Annotated in this window: 14 protein-coding genes and 2 pseudogenes; 6 read left to right on the forward strand and 10 right to left on the reverse strand. The window is 71.3% G+C overall.

What is annotated here, in order from left to right; all coding sequences use genetic code 11:
* Window positions 1-43 precede the first annotated feature (43 nt).
* The 3 genes from Vlu01_RS08975 to Vlu01_RS08985 all read right to left on the reverse strand — a co-directional run bounded on the left by Vlu01_RS08975 (window position 44) and on the right by Vlu01_RS08985 (window position 3,321).
* Complete coding sequence (locus tag Vlu01_RS08975; protein WP_203996492.1) at window positions 44-985, reverse strand: beta-ketoacyl-ACP synthase III; 942 nt, start codon at window positions 983-985, stop codon at window positions 44-46.
* The gene (locus Vlu01_RS08980) at window positions 982-1,965 is read right to left on the reverse strand and encodes an ACP S-malonyltransferase (RefSeq protein WP_203996494.1); all 984 of its coding nucleotides are present in this window, start codon (window positions 1,963-1,965) and stop codon (window positions 982-984) included. The genes Vlu01_RS08975 and Vlu01_RS08980 overlap by 4 nt, the downstream gene beginning before the upstream one ends.
* Before the next feature lie 78 nt (window positions 1,966-2,043).
* Window positions 2,044-3,321 (reverse strand): PucR family transcriptional regulator, encoded by a 1,278-nt coding sequence (locus Vlu01_RS08985; RefSeq protein WP_239095818.1) that lies wholly within the window; start codon window positions 3,319-3,321, stop codon window positions 2,044-2,046.
* A 136-nt stretch (window positions 3,322-3,457) separates the two neighbouring features.
* On the opposite strand from Vlu01_RS08985, the gene Vlu01_RS08990 reads away from it, so the two are divergent.
* On the forward strand, window positions 3,458-3,823 hold the full coding sequence (locus tag Vlu01_RS08990; RefSeq protein ID WP_203996499.1) for a hypothetical protein: 366 nt from the start codon (window positions 3,458-3,460) through the stop codon (window positions 3,821-3,823).
* 65 nt (window positions 3,824-3,888) lie between these two features.
* Here the strand turns inward: Vlu01_RS08990 and Vlu01_RS08995 are convergent, their stop codons facing one another.
* A complete protein-coding gene (locus Vlu01_RS08995) occupies window positions 3,889-4,536 on the reverse strand; it encodes a hypothetical protein (RefSeq protein WP_203996501.1) in 648 nt (215 codons plus the stop codon).
* A 222-nt stretch (window positions 4,537-4,758) separates the two neighbouring features.
* Here Vlu01_RS08995 and Vlu01_RS09000 point away from each other — a divergent pair, with 222 nt between their 5' ends.
* The gene (locus Vlu01_RS09000; RefSeq protein WP_203996503.1) at window positions 4,759-5,373 is read left to right on the forward strand and encodes a copper resistance CopC family protein; all 615 of its coding nucleotides are present in this window, start codon (window positions 4,759-4,761) and stop codon (window positions 5,371-5,373) included.
* 164 nt (window positions 5,374-5,537) lie between these two features.
* Here Vlu01_RS09000 and gltX read toward each other — a convergent pair whose 3' ends face one another.
* The 3 genes from gltX to Vlu01_RS09015 form a co-directional block, all read right to left on the reverse strand.
* Window positions 5,538-6,947 (reverse strand): glutamate--tRNA ligase, encoded by a 1,410-nt coding sequence (gene gltX / locus Vlu01_RS09005; RefSeq protein WP_275409279.1) that lies wholly within the window; start codon window positions 6,945-6,947, stop codon window positions 5,538-5,540.
* 95 nt (window positions 6,948-7,042) lie between these two features.
* Window positions 7,043-8,314: an MFS transporter gene (locus Vlu01_RS09010; protein WP_203996505.1), complete on the reverse strand. Its 1,272-nt coding sequence runs from the start codon at window positions 8,312-8,314 to the stop codon at window positions 7,043-7,045.
* Window positions 8,311-9,660: a GH1 family beta-glucosidase gene (locus Vlu01_RS09015; protein ID WP_203996506.1), complete on the reverse strand. Its 1,350-nt coding sequence runs from the start codon at window positions 9,658-9,660 to the stop codon at window positions 8,311-8,313. The genes Vlu01_RS09010 and Vlu01_RS09015 overlap by 4 nt, the downstream gene beginning before the upstream one ends.
* Before the next feature lie 186 nt (window positions 9,661-9,846).
* On the opposite strand from Vlu01_RS09015, the gene Vlu01_RS09020 reads away from it, so the two are divergent.
* Window positions 9,847-10,293 carry an SRPBCC family protein gene (locus tag Vlu01_RS09020; RefSeq protein ID WP_203996507.1) on the forward strand — a complete coding sequence of 149 codons (447 nt, stop codon included), beginning with the start codon at window positions 9,847-9,849 and terminating at the stop codon, window positions 10,291-10,293.
* Window positions 10,294-10,387: 94 nt separating this feature from the next.
* Here the strand turns inward: Vlu01_RS09020 and Vlu01_RS09025 are convergent, their stop codons facing one another.
* From Vlu01_RS09025 to aceE, 3 genes are all read right to left on the reverse strand, one after another.
* Window positions 10,388-11,320, reverse strand: a complete 933-nt coding sequence (locus tag Vlu01_RS09025; RefSeq protein ID WP_203996509.1) for a DUF8832 domain-containing protein — start codon at window positions 11,318-11,320, stop codon at window positions 10,388-10,390.
* Complete coding sequence (locus tag Vlu01_RS09030; protein WP_203996512.1) at window positions 11,317-12,606, reverse strand: choice-of-anchor B family protein; 1,290 nt, start codon at window positions 12,604-12,606, stop codon at window positions 11,317-11,319. Before Vlu01_RS09030 ends, Vlu01_RS09025 begins: the two co-directional genes overlap by 4 nt.
* 291 nt (window positions 12,607-12,897) lie before the next feature.
* Window positions 12,898-15,642: a pyruvate dehydrogenase (acetyl-transferring), homodimeric type gene (aceE, locus tag Vlu01_RS09035; protein WP_203996514.1), complete on the reverse strand. Its 2,745-nt coding sequence runs from the start codon at window positions 15,640-15,642 to the stop codon at window positions 12,898-12,900.
* A 199-nt stretch (window positions 15,643-15,841) separates the two neighbouring features.
* Here aceE and Vlu01_RS09040 point away from each other — a divergent pair, with 199 nt between their 5' ends.
* The 3 genes and pseudogenes from Vlu01_RS09040 to Vlu01_RS09045 form a co-directional block, all read left to right on the forward strand.
* The gene (locus Vlu01_RS09040) at window positions 15,842-16,246 is read left to right on the forward strand and encodes a YjbQ family protein (RefSeq protein ID WP_203996516.1); all 405 of its coding nucleotides are present in this window, start codon (window positions 15,842-15,844) and stop codon (window positions 16,244-16,246) included.
* 72 nt (window positions 16,247-16,318) lie between these two features.
* Window positions 16,319-16,720: pseudogene (locus Vlu01_RS28060) on the forward strand (transketolase); the annotation flags it as partial.
* Between the two features lie 312 nt (window positions 16,721-17,032).
* Window positions 17,033-18,985, forward strand: a pseudogene (locus tag Vlu01_RS09045) (thiamine pyrophosphate-dependent enzyme); the annotation flags it as partial.
* Window positions 18,986-19,014: the final 29 nt, after the last annotated feature.

Genomic DNA, 19,014 nt, shown 5'->3' on the forward strand with positions numbered 1-19,014 from the left:
CGACGCCACCCGTCGCTCCTCGGCGCCGCGCGCCGTGGGGGTCTCAGGGGCAGCGGACGACCTGACCGGCGTAGGTCAGGCCACCGCCGAAGCCGAACAGCAGCACCGGGGAGCCGGAAGGCACCTCGCGACGCTCCACCAGCTTGGACAGGGCCAGCGGGATGCTGGCCGCGGAGGTGTTACCGGACTCGACGATGTCCTTGGCGACGATCGCCTGGGGGATGTTCAGCCGCTTGGCGATGCCGTCGATGATCCGTGCGTTGGCCTGGTGCGGAACGAAGGCGGCCAGCTCCGACGGGTCGACACCGGCCCGTTCGCACGCCTGGATGGCCAGTGGCGCGAGCGCCGTGGTGGCCCAGCGGAACACCGTCTGGCCCTCCTGGGCCACGTACGGCCGCCACCCCTCGATGCGTACCGCGTCGCCGCGCTCCGGCACCGAGCCCCAGACCACCGGACCGACGCCGGCCGGCTCGTCCCCGGCAGCGGTGACCACGGCGGCGCCCGCGCCGTCGCCGAAGATGATGCAGGTGGAGCGGTCGGTCCAGTCGGTGAAGTCGGACAACTTCTCCGCGCCGATCACCAGGGCGTTACCCGACGCACCGGCGCGGATCGCGTGGTCCACCGTGCCCAACGCGTACGCGAAGCCGGAGCAGGCGGTGTTCACGTCGTACGCCCCGGGGGCGTTGATCCCCAGCTTGGCGGCGACCCGGCAGGCGACGTTCGGGCTGCGGTCGATCGAGGTGCAGGTGGCGACCACGACCAGGTCGATGTCGGCGGCGGTCAGGCCGGAGTTGGCCAGCGCCTTGTCAGCGGCGGCGGCGGCCATGTCGGCGACCGTCTCGTCACCGGCGATCCGGCGGGTCGCGATACCGACCCGGTCGCGGATCCACTCGTCACTGGTCTCCACCAGTTGGGCGATCTCGTCGTTGGTCACCACCCGCGACGGCTGGTAGTGCCCGAGGGACAGGATCCGGCTGCCCGTCATGACGAGGCCTCCCCAGCGTCGGTGTTCTGCGGACTGTTTCCGTTGGCCGGGTTGCCCGTCGTCGTGCCGTGCCGGGCGATGAGATCCCGGGCGGCCGGCAGGTCGTCCGGGGTCTTCAAGGTGACGATCTCCGGCGCGCCGGCCCCGGCGAGTTCGCGCTTGACCAACCCGGCGAGCGTGCCGGCGGGCGGCAGCTCGATCACGCCGGTCACGCCGAGTTCCGCGAGAGTGGCCATGCAGAGATCCCAGCGGACCGGGGCGGTGACCTGACGAACCAACCGTTGGAGCAGCTCGCTGCCGTCATCGACCACCGTTCCGTCGAGGTTGGACAGCAGCATGCGCTCCGGGTCCTTCGGAGCGATCTCGGCGGCGGCGGTGGCCAGCGCCGCCTCCGCCGGGCCCATGTACGGAGTGTGGAACGCGCCGGCCACCTGCAGCCGGATGACCCGGACCCCTTCCGGCGGCTCGGCCGCCAGCTTCTCCAACCCACCCAGTGCGCCAGCGGCGACGACCTGACCCCGGCCGTTGCGGTTGGCGGCGTGCAGGCCGTGCCGGCTGATCGCGGCGATCACCTCGTCCCGGTCGCCACCGAGCACCGCGGCCATGCCGGTCGGCTCCAGCGCGCAGGCGGCGGCCATCTCCCGGCCGCGTACGCCAGCGAGGGTGATCGCCGCCTCGGCCGACAGCACCCCGGCCAGCGCCGCTGCGCCGAGTTCACCGACGCTGTGCCCTGCGGTCAGGGTGACCTCCCGCATCGGCAGGTGCTCGGCGGCGAGCAGCGCCGCAGCGACCAGCAGCGGCTGGGTACGGGCGGTGTCCCGGATCTCGTCGGAGTCGGCGGTGGTGCCCAGGTGCACCAGGTCGACGCCGGCCAGCTCGGACCACGAGCGCAGTCGGGCCTCGGCGTCAGGCAGGGCGAGCCAGGGGGTCAGAAAGCCGGGTTTCTGGGAACCCTGGCCGGGGCAGAGTACGGCGAGCACGTCTATGACTCTCCTGGATACCCATGGGTTGCGCTGTGCCGGCTGGCACCAAACCGCACTAGGACAGTTGGAGGGATCCTACAAAGACTGGCGCTGGTCATCACCATGCTGTGATCTTTTACCGGCTGGTGGGGCCAATGTCTGGGTCGGGACCACCGGATCGAGCCGGCCGACGGTCAGCGCGACCCGCAACGCGAAGGCGTCCCGGGGTGCCAGCGGGCTGAACCCGGTCACCTCGGAGATCCGGCGCAACCGGTAGCGCACGGTGTTCGGGTGCACGTACAGCGCCCGCGCGGCGCTCTCCAGCGTTCCGCCTGCGGCGAAGAAGGCGTCCAGCGTCTCCAGCAGCTCACCACCGGAGCGGACCAGCACCGCGTACACGTCGTGGCGCAACCGCCGACGGGCGTCGGCGTCGCCGGCGAGGGCCCGCTCGGGCAGCAGGTCACCGGCGTGCACCGGGCGGGGTGCGGCCGGCCAGGCCGGCGCCGCCCGGTATCCGGCCAGCGCCGCCCGGGCCGACTCGGTCGCCTCGTCCAGGCTCGGCACCGCCGGGCCGACCACCACCGGTCCGTCCCGGAAGGCGGTGAGCAGTTTGCCGGTCGCCGCGACCGGGTCCGCCGCTCCACCGAGCACGATCACCAGGCGGTCACCGTGCACACCGCCGATCACCTCGACCCCGATCCGCCGTGCCTGCCGGTAGACGGTGTGCAGTACGGCGGCGACCTCGCCACCGGGGGAGGGGCCGACCGCCACCGCCACCGGTGGCGCATCCGTCCAGCCGAGCGCGGCGGCGCGGCTGGCCAGCACGTCCGGCGAGTCGCCGCGCAGCAGCGCGTCCACCAGCAGGGCCTGCAGGCGGGCGTCCCAGGAACCGCGCGACTCGGCGGCCCGGGCGTACACCCGGGCGGCGGCGAAGGCGATCTCCCGGGAGTACCGGAGCACCGCCTCCCGCAACTGCGGCTCCTCACCGGGAGCGGCCAGTTCGTCGACCCGTTCCTCCACCACGTCGATGGTCACCTTGATCAGCGCGACGGTCTGCTGGAGGGTGATCGAGCGGGCCAAGGCCTGCGGTGCGGCGGCGAACACCTCGTCGGAGACCTCCTGAGTGCCCTCGCCGGTCCCGCCACCAGCGCGCAACCACTGGACCAGGGAGCGGGCGCCGGCCTGGGCGACGAGCATCACCCAGGAGCGCTGGTCGGCCGGCAGCTCCCGGAACCAGGGCAGGGTCTCGTCCATTCGGACCACGCTCGCGGTGGCCAGCGCGCCAGCGGCCCGCTCGATCCGGCGCAGCGTGGCTGACAGGTCCGTGCCGCCCGACTCGCTCACCCGCCTAGCCTGACATGCCCTGACCTGGATCTCGACGGCAGGCGTCGGCAGCGCCGCACTGGTGGGAAACCGGTACGCGCTGCGCGGCCGGTCAGATCCGGCCAGTACGGTGACAGGGCACGTCGGGTGGGCGCCGGCGGGTGAGGGCGAGCGTGAGGAGACGCCGATGGCGTACGGGGAGGCCGACCACGGCTGTGCCCAGGGGGAGCCGTGCCGACCAGGCCCGCACGAGCAGCCGGCGCTCGCCAAGCACCACCGCCGGCTGCCGGGTCTGGCGCATCCGGTCGAGCCGACCTCAGGTCGGGTGCCCGAGCGCATCGAGGACGACTCCACGTCCGTCCGGTCGCGCGGCGGTGAGCCACCGGTGCCCCGGCAGCGCGCCATCGAGCCGACCATGGCGGAGCAGATTGAAACGACGGCCGGTGGCTGCCGCAGTGACCTGCCCGGCTGGGCCGGAGCACACCGGCACGGTCCGGTTCGCCCCGCCCAGCGTGACCTGCGGCGGGAACGTCCACCGCGTCGCTGGTGCTGAGCGGATCGGGATGCTCAGCCGGGCGACCGCGCAGCATGCGCGGGGTCGACGCCCGCAGCCGAGACTCAGTGGGTACGGCGGCGGATCAGCAGCGCGATACCGGCGAGTCCGAGGGTGATCACCATCACCACCGCGACGTTCAGCAGGAGTAGGCGTCGCAGGTCGCTGAACGCCTCGTTGATGTCCTGGGCGGGGTTGAGCGCCTCTTCCGGGATGATGCGTTCACCGCCGCCGACACCCCCGCTGACCGCCTCGTAGGTCCGTTCCAACGGCACACCGGCGGTCCGCAGCGTCTCGGACATGCTGACCCGGCCGAGGTACCAGGCGGCGCTGACCTTGCGATCAGGCTGCTTGGCGGGGCGGTAGACGCGCGGCCCCCCGACCGCCTTCGGGTACAGGTCGTAGGTCTGCTTCGGAGCGTCACCGGCCAGCACCACGACCGTGTACTTCGGACCGAGATCGGCCTTCTTCGGGCCGCCGGACTGGCGGACCAGACCCCGGTGGTTCACCTGCTCGATGACGGCGACGACATGCGCCGGGTGGGTCTCGGCGCGCAACCGCAACGGCTCGGCCAGCCCGTGCCCGGTGATGTCCACGCCGGCCGGCGGCGTCTTCGGCGCCGCCCGGGCCACCTCGACCGAGGTGAGTGACAACAACACCGCCGCCACCGCACCCGCCGTCACCGCGGCCAGTCGCCTCATCCGTCGGACCATGCCGCCTCCTCGCCCCGTTCGATGGGTGGCTGTGCTGCAGGGGTCACACGTTGGAACGCCGACGGTGGTGACCGTGCCCACAGGACAGGTACCCACTCAAAGACTCCGCGGAACGCTGATCGGTTGCAGCTGATGGAACACTAGTTGGAACTTTTCCCGATCGCGACTCGACCAACAACCAGCCGCGATGCAGCGGGCGGATCTTACCTTGCGGAGGTCATGATGGTGGGCAGGATAGCGCGTCTGGCGCGTTCCTGGGCAGCGGTGTTCGGCGTGGCGCTCGGCGTGTCGCTGCTGATGCCGGCGGCACCGGCCGCCGCGCACAACCAGTTGACCGGCAGTACGCCGCGTGACGGCGCCCGCGTGGCCGAGGCACCGGAACGCGTGGAGCTGCGCTTTCTGGCTCGGGTCGACGAGGACAAGGCGGAGATCACGATCACCGGGCCGGACAATGTCGACGCGACCGGCGGGCAGCCGCGCTTCGACGGCAAGCGGGTCAGCGTGCCGTTCACACCCGGGGCGGCCGGGCTGTACACCGTCGGCTACCGGGTGGTGTCCGCCGACGGGCACCCGATCTCCGGCGAGGTGCGGTTCACCCTGACCACCGGCACCCCAGCCGACCCGAGCCCGGAACCCACCGTCGCCGCCGATCCGACGACCCCCGGCGCGGTCGAGACGACCCCGGCGCCGACCACGCCCGAAGCCGTCACCCCGGCGCCCAGCTCGAACGAGTCCTCCGGCGGCGGTTGGTGGTGGGCGGCCGTCGTGGCGGTGGTGCTGCTGGCGGTCCTGGTCGTGGCCCGGCTGATCCGCCGCCGCGCGTCGCGCCGCAGCTGAGCGCGTCCGGCCGCGCTGCCGACGTAGCTGAGCGCGTCCGGCCGCGTCGCGCCGTCGCTGAGCGCATCCGGCTGCGCCGCCGACGCCGCGATCGGACGGCCGGGCGCGGCCACCGTCCACGGCCCGCGCCGGCTCCGGTCGTGACCGGAGCCGGCGCGGGAGGGTCACACCAGACGCACCCGCGCCGCACGCATCCGGGCCAGGGCGCGCTCCCGCCCGAGCACCTCCAACGACTCGAACAACGGCAAGCCGACGGTACGCCCGGTGACCGCGACGCGTACCGGTGCCTGCGCCTTACCGAGCTTGAGGCCGCGCTCCGCGCCGACCGCCTCCAGGGTGGCCTTGAGCGTTTCCGCGTCCCACGAGTCGACCGCTTCGAAGGCGGCGACGGCGGCGTCGAGCAGCTCCGCCGACCCCTCCTTCATCGCCTTGTTCCAGGCGGCCTCGTCGATCAGCGGGGAGTCCACGAAAAGAAAGTCGACGTTCGGCACGATCTCGCTGAGCACCGCGATCCGGGTCTGCGCCAACGGGGCCACCGCGGCGAACACGGCCGGGTCGAACTCCGCCGGCTGCCAGGGCGGCGGCGCGATGGTGCCGGTGCCGGTCAGCCAGGGCTGACACGCCTCGACGAACTCGGCCACGGGCAGCGCCCGGATGTACTCGCCATTGAACGCGCGCAGCTTCTTCTCGTCGAAGAACGCCGGTGAGGGGTTGACCTCCGTCAGCCGGAACTCCTCCTCGATGACCGACCAGGGCACGATCTCCCGGTCACCGGAGGGCGCCCAACCGAGCAGCATCAGGTAGTTGCGCATCGCCTCGGCGAGGTACCCCTCGTCCCGGTACGCCTCCAGGGCGACCTTGTCGCGGCGCTTGGAGAGCTTCTGCCGCTTCTCGTTGACCACCACCGGCACGTGCGCCCAGATCGGCGGCTTCACCCCGAGCGCGTCCCAGAGCAGCTGCTGCTTCGGTGTGTTGGGCAGGTGTTCCTCGGCCCGGATCACGTGGGTGATCCCCATCGTCATGTCGTCCACGACGTTGGCCAACAGGAAGACCGGTGAACCGTCACCCCGGGCGATGACGAAGTCCTCGATGAGCTTGTTCTCGAAGGTCGGCTCGCCCCGGATCAGGTCGGTCACCACCGTGGTGCCCTCGTCCGGGGTGCGGAAGCGCAGCGCGCGACCCTCGCCCGGCGGTAGTCCCCGGTCCCGGCAGAAGCCGTCGTAACCGGTGTACTGGTTGCCGGTGCGAGCCTGCACCGCTTCGCGGGTGCAGTCGCAGTAGTACGCCCGGCCCGCCTCGTACAGCCGCCGCGCCGCATCCCGGTGCTCACCGGCGTACGAGGACTGGAAGTAGGGGCCTTCGTAGCTGCCCCGCTCGATGCCGATCCAGTCCAGCGCCGACAGGATGCCCTCGGTCCACTCCGGCTTGTTGCGGGCCGCGTCGGTGTCCTCGATGCGCAGCACGAACACACCGCCCTGCTGCCTGGCGTAGATCCAGTTCTGCAGGGCCGAGCGGGCACCACCGACGTGGAACATACCGGTCGGGGAAGGGGCGAAGCGCACACGTACCGTCACAGCCACCAGCCTACGACCGCCCACCTGCTGGTAAGGAAGGGCCCCTTCCTATCGCCTGGGGTTGTACAGGGGGCCCTTCCTAACACAACGGTCTGTCAGGGGACGGAGCGGATCTTCAGTACCAGGACGCTGCCAAGTACGGTCACCGCCGCGGTGGCCGCGTACAACGCGGGGTAACCGCCGAGGTACACCACGATCGGTGCGGAGATGGCCGGCCCGAGCACCTGCGGGGCGGAGTTGGCAATGTTGATCACGCCCAGGTCCTTGGCCCGGTCGGTGGCCTTGGGCAGCACCTGGGTGATCAGGGCGGCGTCCACCGACAGGTACACCCCGTAACCGGCACCGAGCAGCAGCGCGGCGAGCATCGCCACCGGCCAGATGGGCGCCACGGCCAGCAGCAGCGCCGCCAGCGCGATCACCATCCCGGACGTGATCACGTAGATCTTCCGTCTGCCGGACCGGTCCGACAGCCGACCGGCGACCACCGTGGTGGCCATCAGCCCGGCGGTGTAGAGCAGGATCAGCACCAGCAGGCCACCCTCGGGGTCGGCCACCTGGACCTCGTCGGTGAGGAAGTAGAGCAGGTAGAGGGTGCCCAGGGCGTTACCGAGCTGGACCAGGAACCGGGTGATCCAGGCCCAGCCGAAGTCGGGATGCTGCCGCGGCGACACCCACATCGAACGGAGCAGACCCCGTAGGGCCGGCCGGTGGGCACGGGGCAGCGGGTCGTCCTTCGTCCGCAGGGCGAACGGTACCGCCAGCAGCAGGACGGCTCCGGCGATCGCCAGGTAACCGGCGGTGACGCCGGTGAACACGGCGGTGACCAGGACCACGCCGAGCACCAACCCCAACGCCTGCGGGATACCGACCCAGCCGGAGACGCCGCCACGCTGGACGACCGGCACCCGGTCCGGTACGGCGGCGGTCAGGCTGGCCAGCATCGCGTTGAGGCAGACCTGCGCGGTCACCCAGCCGACCGTCACCCCGAGCACGGTCTGTGCCTGGGCGAGTAGCACCAGGGCCATCGCGGCGAGCACCGCGCCACCGAGGGTCCAGATGTGCCGCCGGCCGAACTCCCGGCGGCCGATCCGCAGGCAGGTCCGGTCGGACAGCGCCCCGGCCAGCGGGTTGGCGATCACCGCGGCCAGGGCGCCGAACCCGGTGACCACCGCCAGCATGGCTTCCTTGTCGGCCGGTGCGATCTCCCCGAGCTGCTGGGGGAGGAGGACCTGGATCGGGGTGAAGAAGGCCATCCAGACGCCGAGATTGGCGGCGAACAGCAGCGCGATCCACTCCCGGCGCACCGGTACGGTCGGCTCGGCGAGCGCGGCCGGCAGCGAGGCCGGGGCGGGGTCGACGGTGGTCACCGAGGTTGTTCCCGCCGGGCGGTCGCGATCACCTCGCGTAGCCAGGCGTACGACGACTTGGGGGTGCGCTGGCCGGTGTCGAAGTCGACGTGCACCAGGCCGAAGCGTTTGGTGAATCCCTCGGCCCACTCCCAGTTGTCCAGCAACGACCAGACGAAGTACCCGGTCACGTCCACCCCGTCGTCGATCGCGGCGCGTACCGCCCGCAGGTGGCCGTCCAGATAGCTGATCCGATCCGGGTCGAGCACCCGTCCGTCGGCGTCGGGCGCGTCGTCGTAGGCGCAGCCGCTCTCGGTGATCTGGATCGGCGGCAGTCGCGTGCCGTACCGGTCGTGCAGCCAACCGAGCAGCTCACGCAGCCCGTCCGGGGCTACCGGCCAGTCGAATGCGGTACGCGGGTAGCCGGTGAGCGGCACCAGCTCGAAGGGGAGTGGTGAGTCCTCCTCGGCGGCGCGTACCGCCGTGGGGTTGTAGTAGTTGACGCCGAGCACGTCGATCGGCGCGGCGATCACGTCCAGGTCGCCGTCGCGCACCGCCGTGGTGTCGAAGCCCAGCTCCGGCGGATACCCGCGACCGAGCAGCGGGTCGGTGAAGAGCCGGTTGTGCAGCGCCTCGTAGGTCGCCGCAGCGGTGGCGTCGGCCGCGCTGCCACCGACGACGCGCACCGGGGAGTAGTTGTTGGCGATGGCCACCGGGCCGGTGCTGCGGGCGCGCAGCGCGGCGACCGCGAGGCCGTGGCCGAGCAACTGGTGGTGGGCGACCGGGAAGGCGTCGAAGAGCAGCATCCGGCCGGGGGCGTGGACGCCGGTGGCGTGTCCGAGGCTCATGTGGATGAACGGCTCGTTGAGGGTGATCCAGAGGCGGACCCGGTCGCCGAGGCGGGCGGCGACCAGGTCGGCGTACTCGGCGAAGCGGTGCGCGGTGTCCCGGTTCAGCCAGCCGCCGGCGTCCTCCAGCGGCTGGGGCAGGTCCCAGTGGAAGAGGGTGGCGACCGGGTCGATGCCGTGCGTGAGCAGTTCGTCGACCAGCCGTTCGTAGAAGTCCAGCCCGGCGGGGTTGGGCCGGCCGGTGCCGCTGGGCAGCACCCGAGGCCAGGCGATCGAGAAGCGGTACGCGTCGACGCCCAGCCCGGCCATCAGGGCGACGTCCTCGGCGTACCGGTGGTAGTGGTCGCAGGCCACGTCGCCGCTGCTGCCGTCGCTGATCCGGCCGGGAGTGTGGGCAAAGGTGTCCCAGATGGACGGTCCGCGTCCGTCGGTGTCGGCGGCGCCCTCGATCTGGTACGCGGAGGTGGAGACGCCCCAGCGGAAGCCGGTGGGGAACTCGGGCAGCGGAGCGTTCGACATGCGCCCTCCCGGAAACGCGAGACGTGCTCGGAACTTTAGGGGGCGGCGCGTCCGGACGCCATAGGCATCCGGACGACGAAGAGCAATACCTTTCGGCGTGTCTTTTACGAACCCGTCCGCATACGTCCGTTTTTGCGCATAGAGTGCCGAATATCGTGGGATGTCCTCACTGGAGGAAAGACGGAAATGATCCTCGTGGAACGCAGCGCGCACGTGGCGGCGCCGGTGAAAGCGGTCTGGGACGTGGTGCAGCGGGCCGAGCAGTTGCCGGCCTGGCTGGCCGGGGTCCGCGCGGCCGAGGTCCTCTCGGGGGAGGGCTTCGGTCGGCGGCAGTTGGTCCAGGCTGGACGCGGCGCCGCGCATGAGGCCGAGGTGATCGCCTATCAGGAGCCGACCCTGATCGGCTGGCGTGAACGCGCCAAGGGCGCCGGTGCCCGAGCGGAGGCGCGCACCGAGATATACGTCCAGCTCACGCCCGACGAACAGGAGGACGGGACGGTCGTGCGGCTCATCGTCGTACGCTGGCCGGCCGGCCCGGTCAAGGCCGCCCTGCTCCGGCTCGGCCTGCGTCGGGTCGGCGCCGACCTGGAGGACTCGCTGGCCCGGCTGACCGATCTGGCCGCCGTCGGCTGACGGGCCGCGTCCCGGCGTCACCCGCGAAGGTGGCGGCCCCGGTGTCCCCTCCAGGGATGCCCGGGCCGCCACCGCTCGTCGGAGCCCTGGCGCGTCACACGATCACGGTGAACGCGGCGACGCGCACCTCGTCGAGGTGCCGGAACTCGAAGAACAACCGGTAGGTGCCGGCGGACGGCACGGTGACGCCGAACGCCACCACCGAGCTGGGCTGGCTGGCCGCGGCCGGATGCACGTGCAGGTACGCCAGGTCGCCCTGGCGCAGCGCCACCAGGTGCCCGTACGCGCCCAGGTGCCGTTGCAGGTCGTTCACCGGCTGCCCGTCGTGGCCCAGCCAGACGAGCACCTGGTTGGACTCACCCGCGCGCAGCCCACCGTCGAGGGTGACCGTGTAGCCGTCCACCAGGATCGTCTCCTCGGGTGGGGCCAGCGGGCCAGCGGCGTACCGGCCAGGGACCGGCACGTCGACCCCGAGTGTGACGCCGGCCGGTGCGCCCTGCGGCCAGAAGTCCGCGATGGCTCGTAGTGGGCCGGGCGTGGCCGGGGTGACCGTGACCCGCCAGGTGCCGTCGGCCGACATCTCCGGATGCACGTGCTGGTAACCGGAGAGGTCCCGGCCGACCAGGATCAGGTGCATTCGGCGCTCGTGGTTCTCCTGGAAAGCGGTGAGCGCGGCACCGGTCGGGTCGGTGATCCGGAAGGCCAGTTCGCCAGGCCGGCCGGCGGCCAGGTCCGGGGTGTCCAGGGCCAGCGTCCAGCCGTCGCGGGACACCTCCAGGCCGCCGGGACCGTGACCGACGTGCGCGCCGGAGGCCATCGGTCGAGGCGGAGCGGACACCGGGCCACCACCGGCGCGCCCGGCGAAGAACCCGACGGTCAGGGTCAGGCCGAGCACCAGCGCGGCGGCGGCGTAGCGCCACACCGTGCCGCCCGCCGACGGTGCCGGGTCGGGGCGGGGGCGCCCCGGCTGGGACGCCCCCTCGATCTGGTCGACGGCCGTTCCCGGCCGATGATCGGTGGCGGTCATGACAAGCGGGGCTGGAGTACGAACAGCCCCTGCTCGATGCCGCTGACCACCACGATGCCGCTCGGGTAGTACGGGTAGGTGCTCCAGGCCCCGTTCATCGAGGCGCTGTTGCTCGACGGGTAGATGTCGAAGAACCCGGCCTCGGTGGCCTGACCGTTGGCCACGTTACGCAGATCAAGGATGCGCAACCCGGCCCGGTAGTTGGCCTGGTAGCTGTAGTTGCCCTTGACGTACTGGTTGTGATCGGTGGCCTGAACCCCGGAGGGGGCGCTGTAGGTGCCGATGTGCCGAGGCGCGTCCAGGTCGGCCAGATCCCAGATGTAGGTCTGCGTCCGTACCCCGCGTCGGCTCTCGTCCAACTCGTCGTCGAGCAGGAAGTACCGCTGGTTCTCGGTGAACCAGCCCTGGTGGGTGTAGGCCCGCCCGGTGTAGCCGATGCGGGACAGTTGCCGAGGCGCCGACTTGGTGGTCACGTCGACCACGGTCACCGTGTCCTCGTTGGAGCTGACGCAGATCTCCCGCCCGGTGTAGGCGGTGTCCGGGCCCCGGTAGACCACGCACTGGGTGTCGTGGGTGTAGCCGTCGTTGCTGACGCAGCCGGCGTACACCGGGGACTTCGGGGTGCGGATGTCGACCATGTGCAGGCCGCCGCTGCAGGTGTTCGTGCCGACCGCGTACGCGTACCCGGTTTGCTCGTTGATGGCGATGTTGTGGGAGTTGCCGAACTGGCTGTAGTGCGCGTTGGCCGTCCAGGTCTGTGCTGCGGTGACGTTGCGCAGCCGGGTCAGGTCGAACACCTGCATGCCGTGCCCGGACACGTCCGCCACCACGTACGCGTGGTCCCGGTAGACCTTGATGTCGCGCCAGATCGCGGTGCGGTTCTGGTACGCGGGCAGGTTGCCCAGGTAGACCGGGGCGGTCGGGTTGGACACGTCCACGAAGGAGGTGCCGTTGCGGCGTCCGACCAGCGCGTACTCCTTGCCGGTCTGGGCGTCGGTCCAACCCCAGATGTCGTTGGCCTGGCTGCCGCCGATGCTGGACAGCGGCAGGAACGACAGCAGGTCCACGTTTCGGCAGGGGTAGCCTGCCGCCTGACCGTTGGTGCAGGCCGCGGCGGCGGCCGCGACGAGCTGCTGGCTGGGTTCGCGTTGGGCCATGAACTCCTGCGCCGACGCGCGCCCGGCCGGGGTGGCCGGGTCGTGCGCCACCGAGGGCGAGCCCGCCGGGACCATCGACACCACCAGGGCGCCGACGGCCAGGGCGAGACCAATCCGGACGATTCGCATGTGCGCTCCCTCCCGTCGCGCGCCGATGCGGCGGTGACGTCCCGGCTGGCGGTGGACGGGCGCGACGGGGGTGGGTCCACCGGCCAACCTGGTGTCCCGGGGTCGAGCTGAAACACCTATCGGCAATTGTGGATGTGTCGTGTTACACGAAAAAGGCATCCATCGATACCGGAAGGGTCATATCTGCGGCCTGGCGACGGCGCACGGCCGGGAAACAGAGACCGTACGCGAAAGGGCCCGGCCGCGGTGTCACACCGCGCCGGGCCCCTTCGACCGGGGTTGCCCCCAGGGTCAGCTGTCGCCGCCGGTCTCGCCGACCGGGGCGGCGTTGACGTCGTCGATGGCGTACTTCTTGGTCGCCTCGGCCGGCACGCCGGCCGGCACCGCTCCGCGCAGCGCGAGCTGTCGCAGCGTCGCGACCGCGATCGACTCGGCGTCGACGTGGAAGTGCCGCCGCAGCGCGTGCCGGGTGTCGGAGAGGCCGAACCCGTCGGTGCCCAGCGAGGTCCAGTCACCCGGCACCCACCGGGAGATCAGGTCCGGCACCGCCCGCATCCAGTCGCTGACCGCGACCTTCGGCCCCTCGGCGTCAGCCAGCTTGCGTTGGACGTACGGCACCCGCTGCTCGGTGCCCGGGTTCAGGAGGTTGTACTCCTCGCACTCCACCGCGTCGCGGCGCAGTTCCGTCCACGAGGTCACCGACCAGACGTCGGCGGCCACCCCCCAGTCCTGCGCCAGCAACTGCTGCGCCTTGAGGGCCCACTGCATGCCGGTGCCGGAGGCCAGCAGGTTCGCCCGGGGGGCGTCACCGTCCAGCGCGGGAGCGGGGGAGTAGCGGTGGATGCCCTTGACGATGCCTTCGACGTCCACGCCCTCGGGCTCCGCCGGCTGGTGGATCGGCTCGTTGTAGACGGTCAGGTAGTAGAAGACGTTCTCCTGCTCCTCGCCGTACATCCGGTGCAGGCCGCGCTCCATGATGTGCGCGATCTCGAACGCGAACGCCGGGTCGTAGGCGACCACCGCCGGGTTGGTGGCGGCCAGCAGCAGGGAGTGTCCGTCCTCGTGCTGGAGCCCTTCGCCGTTGAGGGTGGTGCGTCCGGCGGTGGCGCCGAGCAGGAAACCCCGGGTCATCTGGTCCGCCGCAGCCCAGAGGCCGTCACCGGTGCGCTGGAACCCGAACATCGAGTAGAAGATGTACATCGGGATCATCGGCTCGTCGTGGGTGGCGTACGACGTGCCGGCCGCGGTGAACGAGGCGACCGAACCCGCCTCGTTGATCCCCTCGTGCAGGATCTGCCCGACGGTCGACTCCTTGTACGACAGGAACAGCTCCCGGTCGACGGAGGTGTACCGCTGGCCGTGCGGCGAGTAGATCTTGGCGGTCGGGAAGATGGAGTCCAGGCCGAAGGTGCGTGCCTCGTCGGGAATGATCGGCACCCAGCGCTTGCCGAACTCCTTGTCCTTCATCAGGTCCTTGAGCAGCCGGACGAAGGCCATCGTGGTGGCCACCTTCTGCTTGCCCGAACCGCGCTTGACGTCGGCGAAGCGCTCCGCGCCCGGGATTTTCAACGTCTTGGCGCTGGTCCGCCGGGTCGGCAGGTAGCCGCCGAGCTGCCGGCGCCGCTCGTGCAGGTACTGCATCTCGTCGGACTTCTCGTCCGGCCGCAGGTACGGCGGCAGGTAGGGGTTCTCCTCCAGCGCCGAGTCCGGGATGTCGAGGTAGAGCCGGTCGCGGAAGGTCTTCAGATCCGCCAGCGTCAGCTTCTTCATCTGGTGCGTGGCGTTGCGGCCCTCGAACTGCGAGCCGAGCGTCCAACCCTTGATCGTCTTGGCCAGGATAACGGTGGGCTGACCGGTGTGCTCCGCCGCCGCCTTGTAGGCCGCGTACAGCTTGCGGTAGTCGTGCCCGCCCCGCTTGAGGTTCCAGATCTCGTCGTCGGTGAGCTCCTCGACCATCTTGCGGGTCCGCGGGTCACGGCCGAAGAAGTGCTCCCGCACGTACGCCCCGGACTCCGCCTTGTAGGTCTGGTAGTCGCCGTCGGGCGTGGTGTTCATCAGGTTGACCAGCGCACCATCGGTGTCGGCGGCGAGCAGTGGGTCCCACTCCCGTCCCCAGACCACCTTGATGACGTTCCATCCGGCGCCCCGGAAGAACGCCTCCAGCTCCTGCATGACCTTGCCGTTGCCGCGTACCGGCCCGTCCAGCCGCTGCAGGTTGCAGTTGATCACGAAGGTGAGGTTGTCCAGCTCCTCGCGGGCCGCCACCCCGATCGCGCCGAGGGTCTCCGGCTCGTCCATCTCGCCATCGCCGAGGAAGGCCCAGACGTGCTGGTCGGAGGTGTCCTTGATGCCCCGGTGCTGCAGGTAGCGGTTGAACCGGGCCTGGTAGATGGCGTTCAGGCCGCCCAGACCCATGGAAACCGTGGGAAACTCCCAGAAGTCCGGCATCAGCCGGGGGTGCGGGTACGAGGGGAGGCCGCCGCCGGGGTGGGACAGCTCCTGCCGGAAACCGTCCAGCTGGTTCTCGCTGAGTCGACCCTCCAGGAACGCCCGCGCGTACATGCCGGGGGAGGCGTGCCCCTGGTAGAAGATGTGGTCGCCGCCACCCGGGTGTTCCTTGCCCCGGAAGAAGTGGTTGAAGCCGACCTCGTAGAGCGAGGCCGAGCTCGCGAAGGTCGAGATGTGGCCACCAACGCCGATCTCCGGCCGCTGCGCGCGGTGCACCAGCATCGCCGCGTTCCACCGCACGTACGCCCGGATCCGGCGCTCCACGTGCTCGTCGCCGGGGAACCACGGTTCGCGCTCCGGCGGGATGGTGTTGATGTAGTCGGTGGTGGTCAGCGACGGCACCCCGACCTGACGCTCCCGGGCGCGCTCGAGCAGCCGCAGCATGACGTAGCGGGCTCGCTTGGTGCCACGGTCGTCGATGACACCGTCGAGCGACTCGACCCACTCGCTGGTTTCTTCGGGGTCGATGTCCGGAAGCTGGCTCGGCAGGCCGGCCGTGATCACCGGGCGCTTGCGTTCCGTAGCCACAGGCGTTCCCTCGGTTGTGTGTGGGATAGGTCTCTGCCACCATCCTGCCCCGTCGCGGCGCTCGGCGTCACGTCCACCCGGCCGAAGGGCGACGCGCGACACACGTACCGACCAGTAACTATGTCGGTTCCGTGACGGCCGCGAGCAGGCGCGTCGGCGGGGTTCGGCGGGCCGTCACCGGGTGAGGAAGAATGCGGATGTGCGTAGCGAGCTGATCACCGTCCGGACCGGTTCCCGGCCGACCGTCCGGGACATCACGGCCGAGGCCGAGCAGTTCGTCGCCAACTCCGGCGACGGGCTGCTGCACGTCTTCGTGCCGCACGCCACCGCCGGTGTGGCCGTCATCGAGACCGGATCAGGTTCGGACGACGACCTGATCACCGCGCTGGACGCGGTACTGCCGACCGACGAACGGTGGCGGCACCGGCACGGCTCACCGGGACACGGCCGGGATCACGTGCTGCCCGCCTTCATCGCCCCGTACGCGACGCTGCCCGTGCTCGGTGGGCGACTGGCCCTGGGCACCTGGCAGTCGATCTGCCTGGTCGACACCAACGGCGACAACCCCACCCGGCAGGTCCGCTTCTCCTTCCTGCCCGGCTGAGCCGCCCCAGTTCGATCCCCGGCCCGACCGGGTGAGACACGCTCGACTGTGCGCGGCGTGCGTTGGTCGGTAATGCTGTCGGACGTGACCACCCCGCAGGATCTCGACGACCGGTTCCGGGAGTCCCTGGCCGCCCTCACCACACCGCCGCACCGTACCGACCCGGCGGGGCCGGTGGCCGAAGGCAGCGCGCTGACCGGTGCCCAACTGCTGGAGCTCTTCGACGCCCAGGTCACCAGCCGGCAACTCGATCTGGCTGGCCGCTGGCTGCGCAGCTTCGGTGAGGGCTACTACACCATCGGCTCCGCAGGTCACGAGGGCAACGCGGCGGTGGCGGCAGCCCTCCGACCCACGGACCCGGCCCTGCTGCACTACCGCTCCGGCGCCTTCTACTGCGTCCGGGCCGCCCAGGCCGCTCAGGCCGCTCAACCTGCTCAGGCCCGCCCGGCCACGGACGTCGCCGGAGCGGGTCGGCCCGGCGAATCCGGCGCGACCGGCCAGCCCGCCCCGCAACCCGTCTCTGCGGAGACCAGCGGACAGGAGTCCGTCCCCGTCGCCTCGGGTCAGCCGGCCACCGGTCCGGTCACGGCAGAAAGCGACTCGACCGCCGGTGCATCCGCAGACTCCGGCCAGGCCGCCGGCGTCGAAGACGTCGAGTCGGATCCGGTGGTGCCAGCGGCCCACTCCCGGCCGGTCACCGCGCCCGGGCCGGTCGGCGCGCCCGGCGACGGTGACCCGCCCGGCGGACTCCGGATGACGGTCGTCAAACGGCCGGTGTCCCGGGCGTACACCGACGCGGCCCGGGACGCCCTGCGTGGCATGGTGGCCTCCAGCCAGGAACCGATCGCCGGTGGGCGGCACAAGGTGTTCGGCCATGCCGACCTCGCGGTGGTGCCGACCACCTCCACCATCGCATCGCACCTGCCCCGAGCGGTCGGCATGGGCCTCGCCGTGGAGCGGCTGCGCCGGCTGGACGCCCGAGGAGAAGCGAACCGGGGTACCCCGGAACCCGAGCCGGCACCCTGGCCGGCCGACGCCATCGTGGTCTGTTCGTTCGGCGACGCCTCGATCAACCATGCCAGCGCCACGGCCGCGTTGAACACCGCCGGCTGGTACGACCACACCGGCCTGCGTATCCCGGTGCTCTTCGTCTGCGAGGACAACGGGCTGGGCATCAGTGTCCGGTCCCCCCAGGGCTGGGTGGCGACGGCCCTGCGGTCCAAGCCCGGCATCCGGTACTTCGCCGCGGACGGGTCCGACCTGGTCGGCACGTACGAGGCGGCGGTCGAGGCGGCGGCCTGGGTACGCCGGCACCGCCGCCCGGCCGTGCTGCATCTGACCACGGTGCGGCTGATGGGTCATGCCGGCGCGGACGCCGAGAGCGCCTACCGCACCGCCGCCGAGATCGCCGCCGACGTGGACCGTGATCCGCTGGTCGCCACCGCGCGGCGGCTGGTCGACGCGGGTCTGGCCAGCGGCACGGAACTGCTGGACCGCTACGACGAGATTGGTTGGCAGGTCCGCCGCATCGCCGAGCAGGTGCTCGACGAGCCGAAGCTGGCCGATGCCGCTGAGGTGATCGCCCCGCTGGCACCGCGCCGGCCGGTCCGGGTCGCCCTGGCGGTCGCCGACGCGGGCACCCGCGCGGCCGGGCCGGACGCCGGGGAGCGGGCCGAGGCGTTCGGCGGCAAGCCGCCGGAACTGGCCGGGCCGCTCACCCTCGCGCAGAGCATCAACGCGGCGCTCACCGACGGGCTGCTCAACCACCCCCAGATGGCGGTCTTCGGCGAGGACGTCGCCGTCAAGGGCGGGGTCTACGGGGTGACCAAGGGGCTGCGGGACCGGTTCGGCGCCGCCCGGGTGTTCGACACGTTGCTCGACGAGACCTCGATCCTCGGCCTCGGTCTCGGCGCGGGCCTGGCCGGGATGCTGCCGGTGCCGGAGATCCAGTATCTGGCGTACCTGCACAACGCCGAGGACCAGCTACGGGGCGAAGCGGCGACCATGCGGTTCTTCTCACAGGGGGCGTGGCGCAACCCGATGGTGGTGCGGGTTGCCGGGCTGGCGTACCAGGAGGGCTTCGGGGGCCACTTCCACAACGACAACTCGGTGGCCGTGCTGCGGGACGTACCGGGCCTGGTGATCGCCGTGCCGGCCCGACCGGACGACGCGGCGGCGATGCTGCGGACCTGTCTGGCGAGCGCGGCCGTGGACGGCAGCGTCTGCGTGTTCCTGGAGCCGATCGCGCTCTACCACACTCGTGATCTCTACACCGACGGTGACGGTGAGTGGTTGGCGAGCTATCCCGAGCCAAGCGCCTGGGCCGGCGGCCACGTGCCGGTCGGGCGGGCCCGCGTGTACGGGGTCGGTTCGGCCGAGGACGTCACCATCATCACCTTCGGTAACGGCGTCCGGATGTCGCTGCGGGCCGCCTCCACGCTGGCTGACGAGGGGATCGGCACCCGGGTCGTGGACCTGCGTTGGCTCGCGCCACTGCCGGTGGCCGACCTCATCCGGGAGGCCGCGGCGACCGGCCGGGTACTGGTGGTGGACGAGACACGCCGATCCGGTGGGGTGGGCGAAGGGGTGATCGCCGCGCTGGTGGATGCCGGATATGTCGGCGCCGCACGCCGGGTGGCAGCGGTTGACTCTTTCGTGCCGCTGGGTCCGGCCGCCCGGCAGGTCCTGGTGTCCGAGGAGGCCATCACCCAGGGTGCCCGTACGCTGCTGGCACGGTAAATTTCGTTCCACCCGGTGCGCCACTTGCG

Origin of the sequence: Micromonospora lutea, from assembly GCF_016863535.1 — a bacterium.
GTDB classification, from domain to species: Bacteria; Actinomycetota; Actinomycetes; order Mycobacteriales; family Micromonosporaceae; genus Micromonospora; species Micromonospora lutea.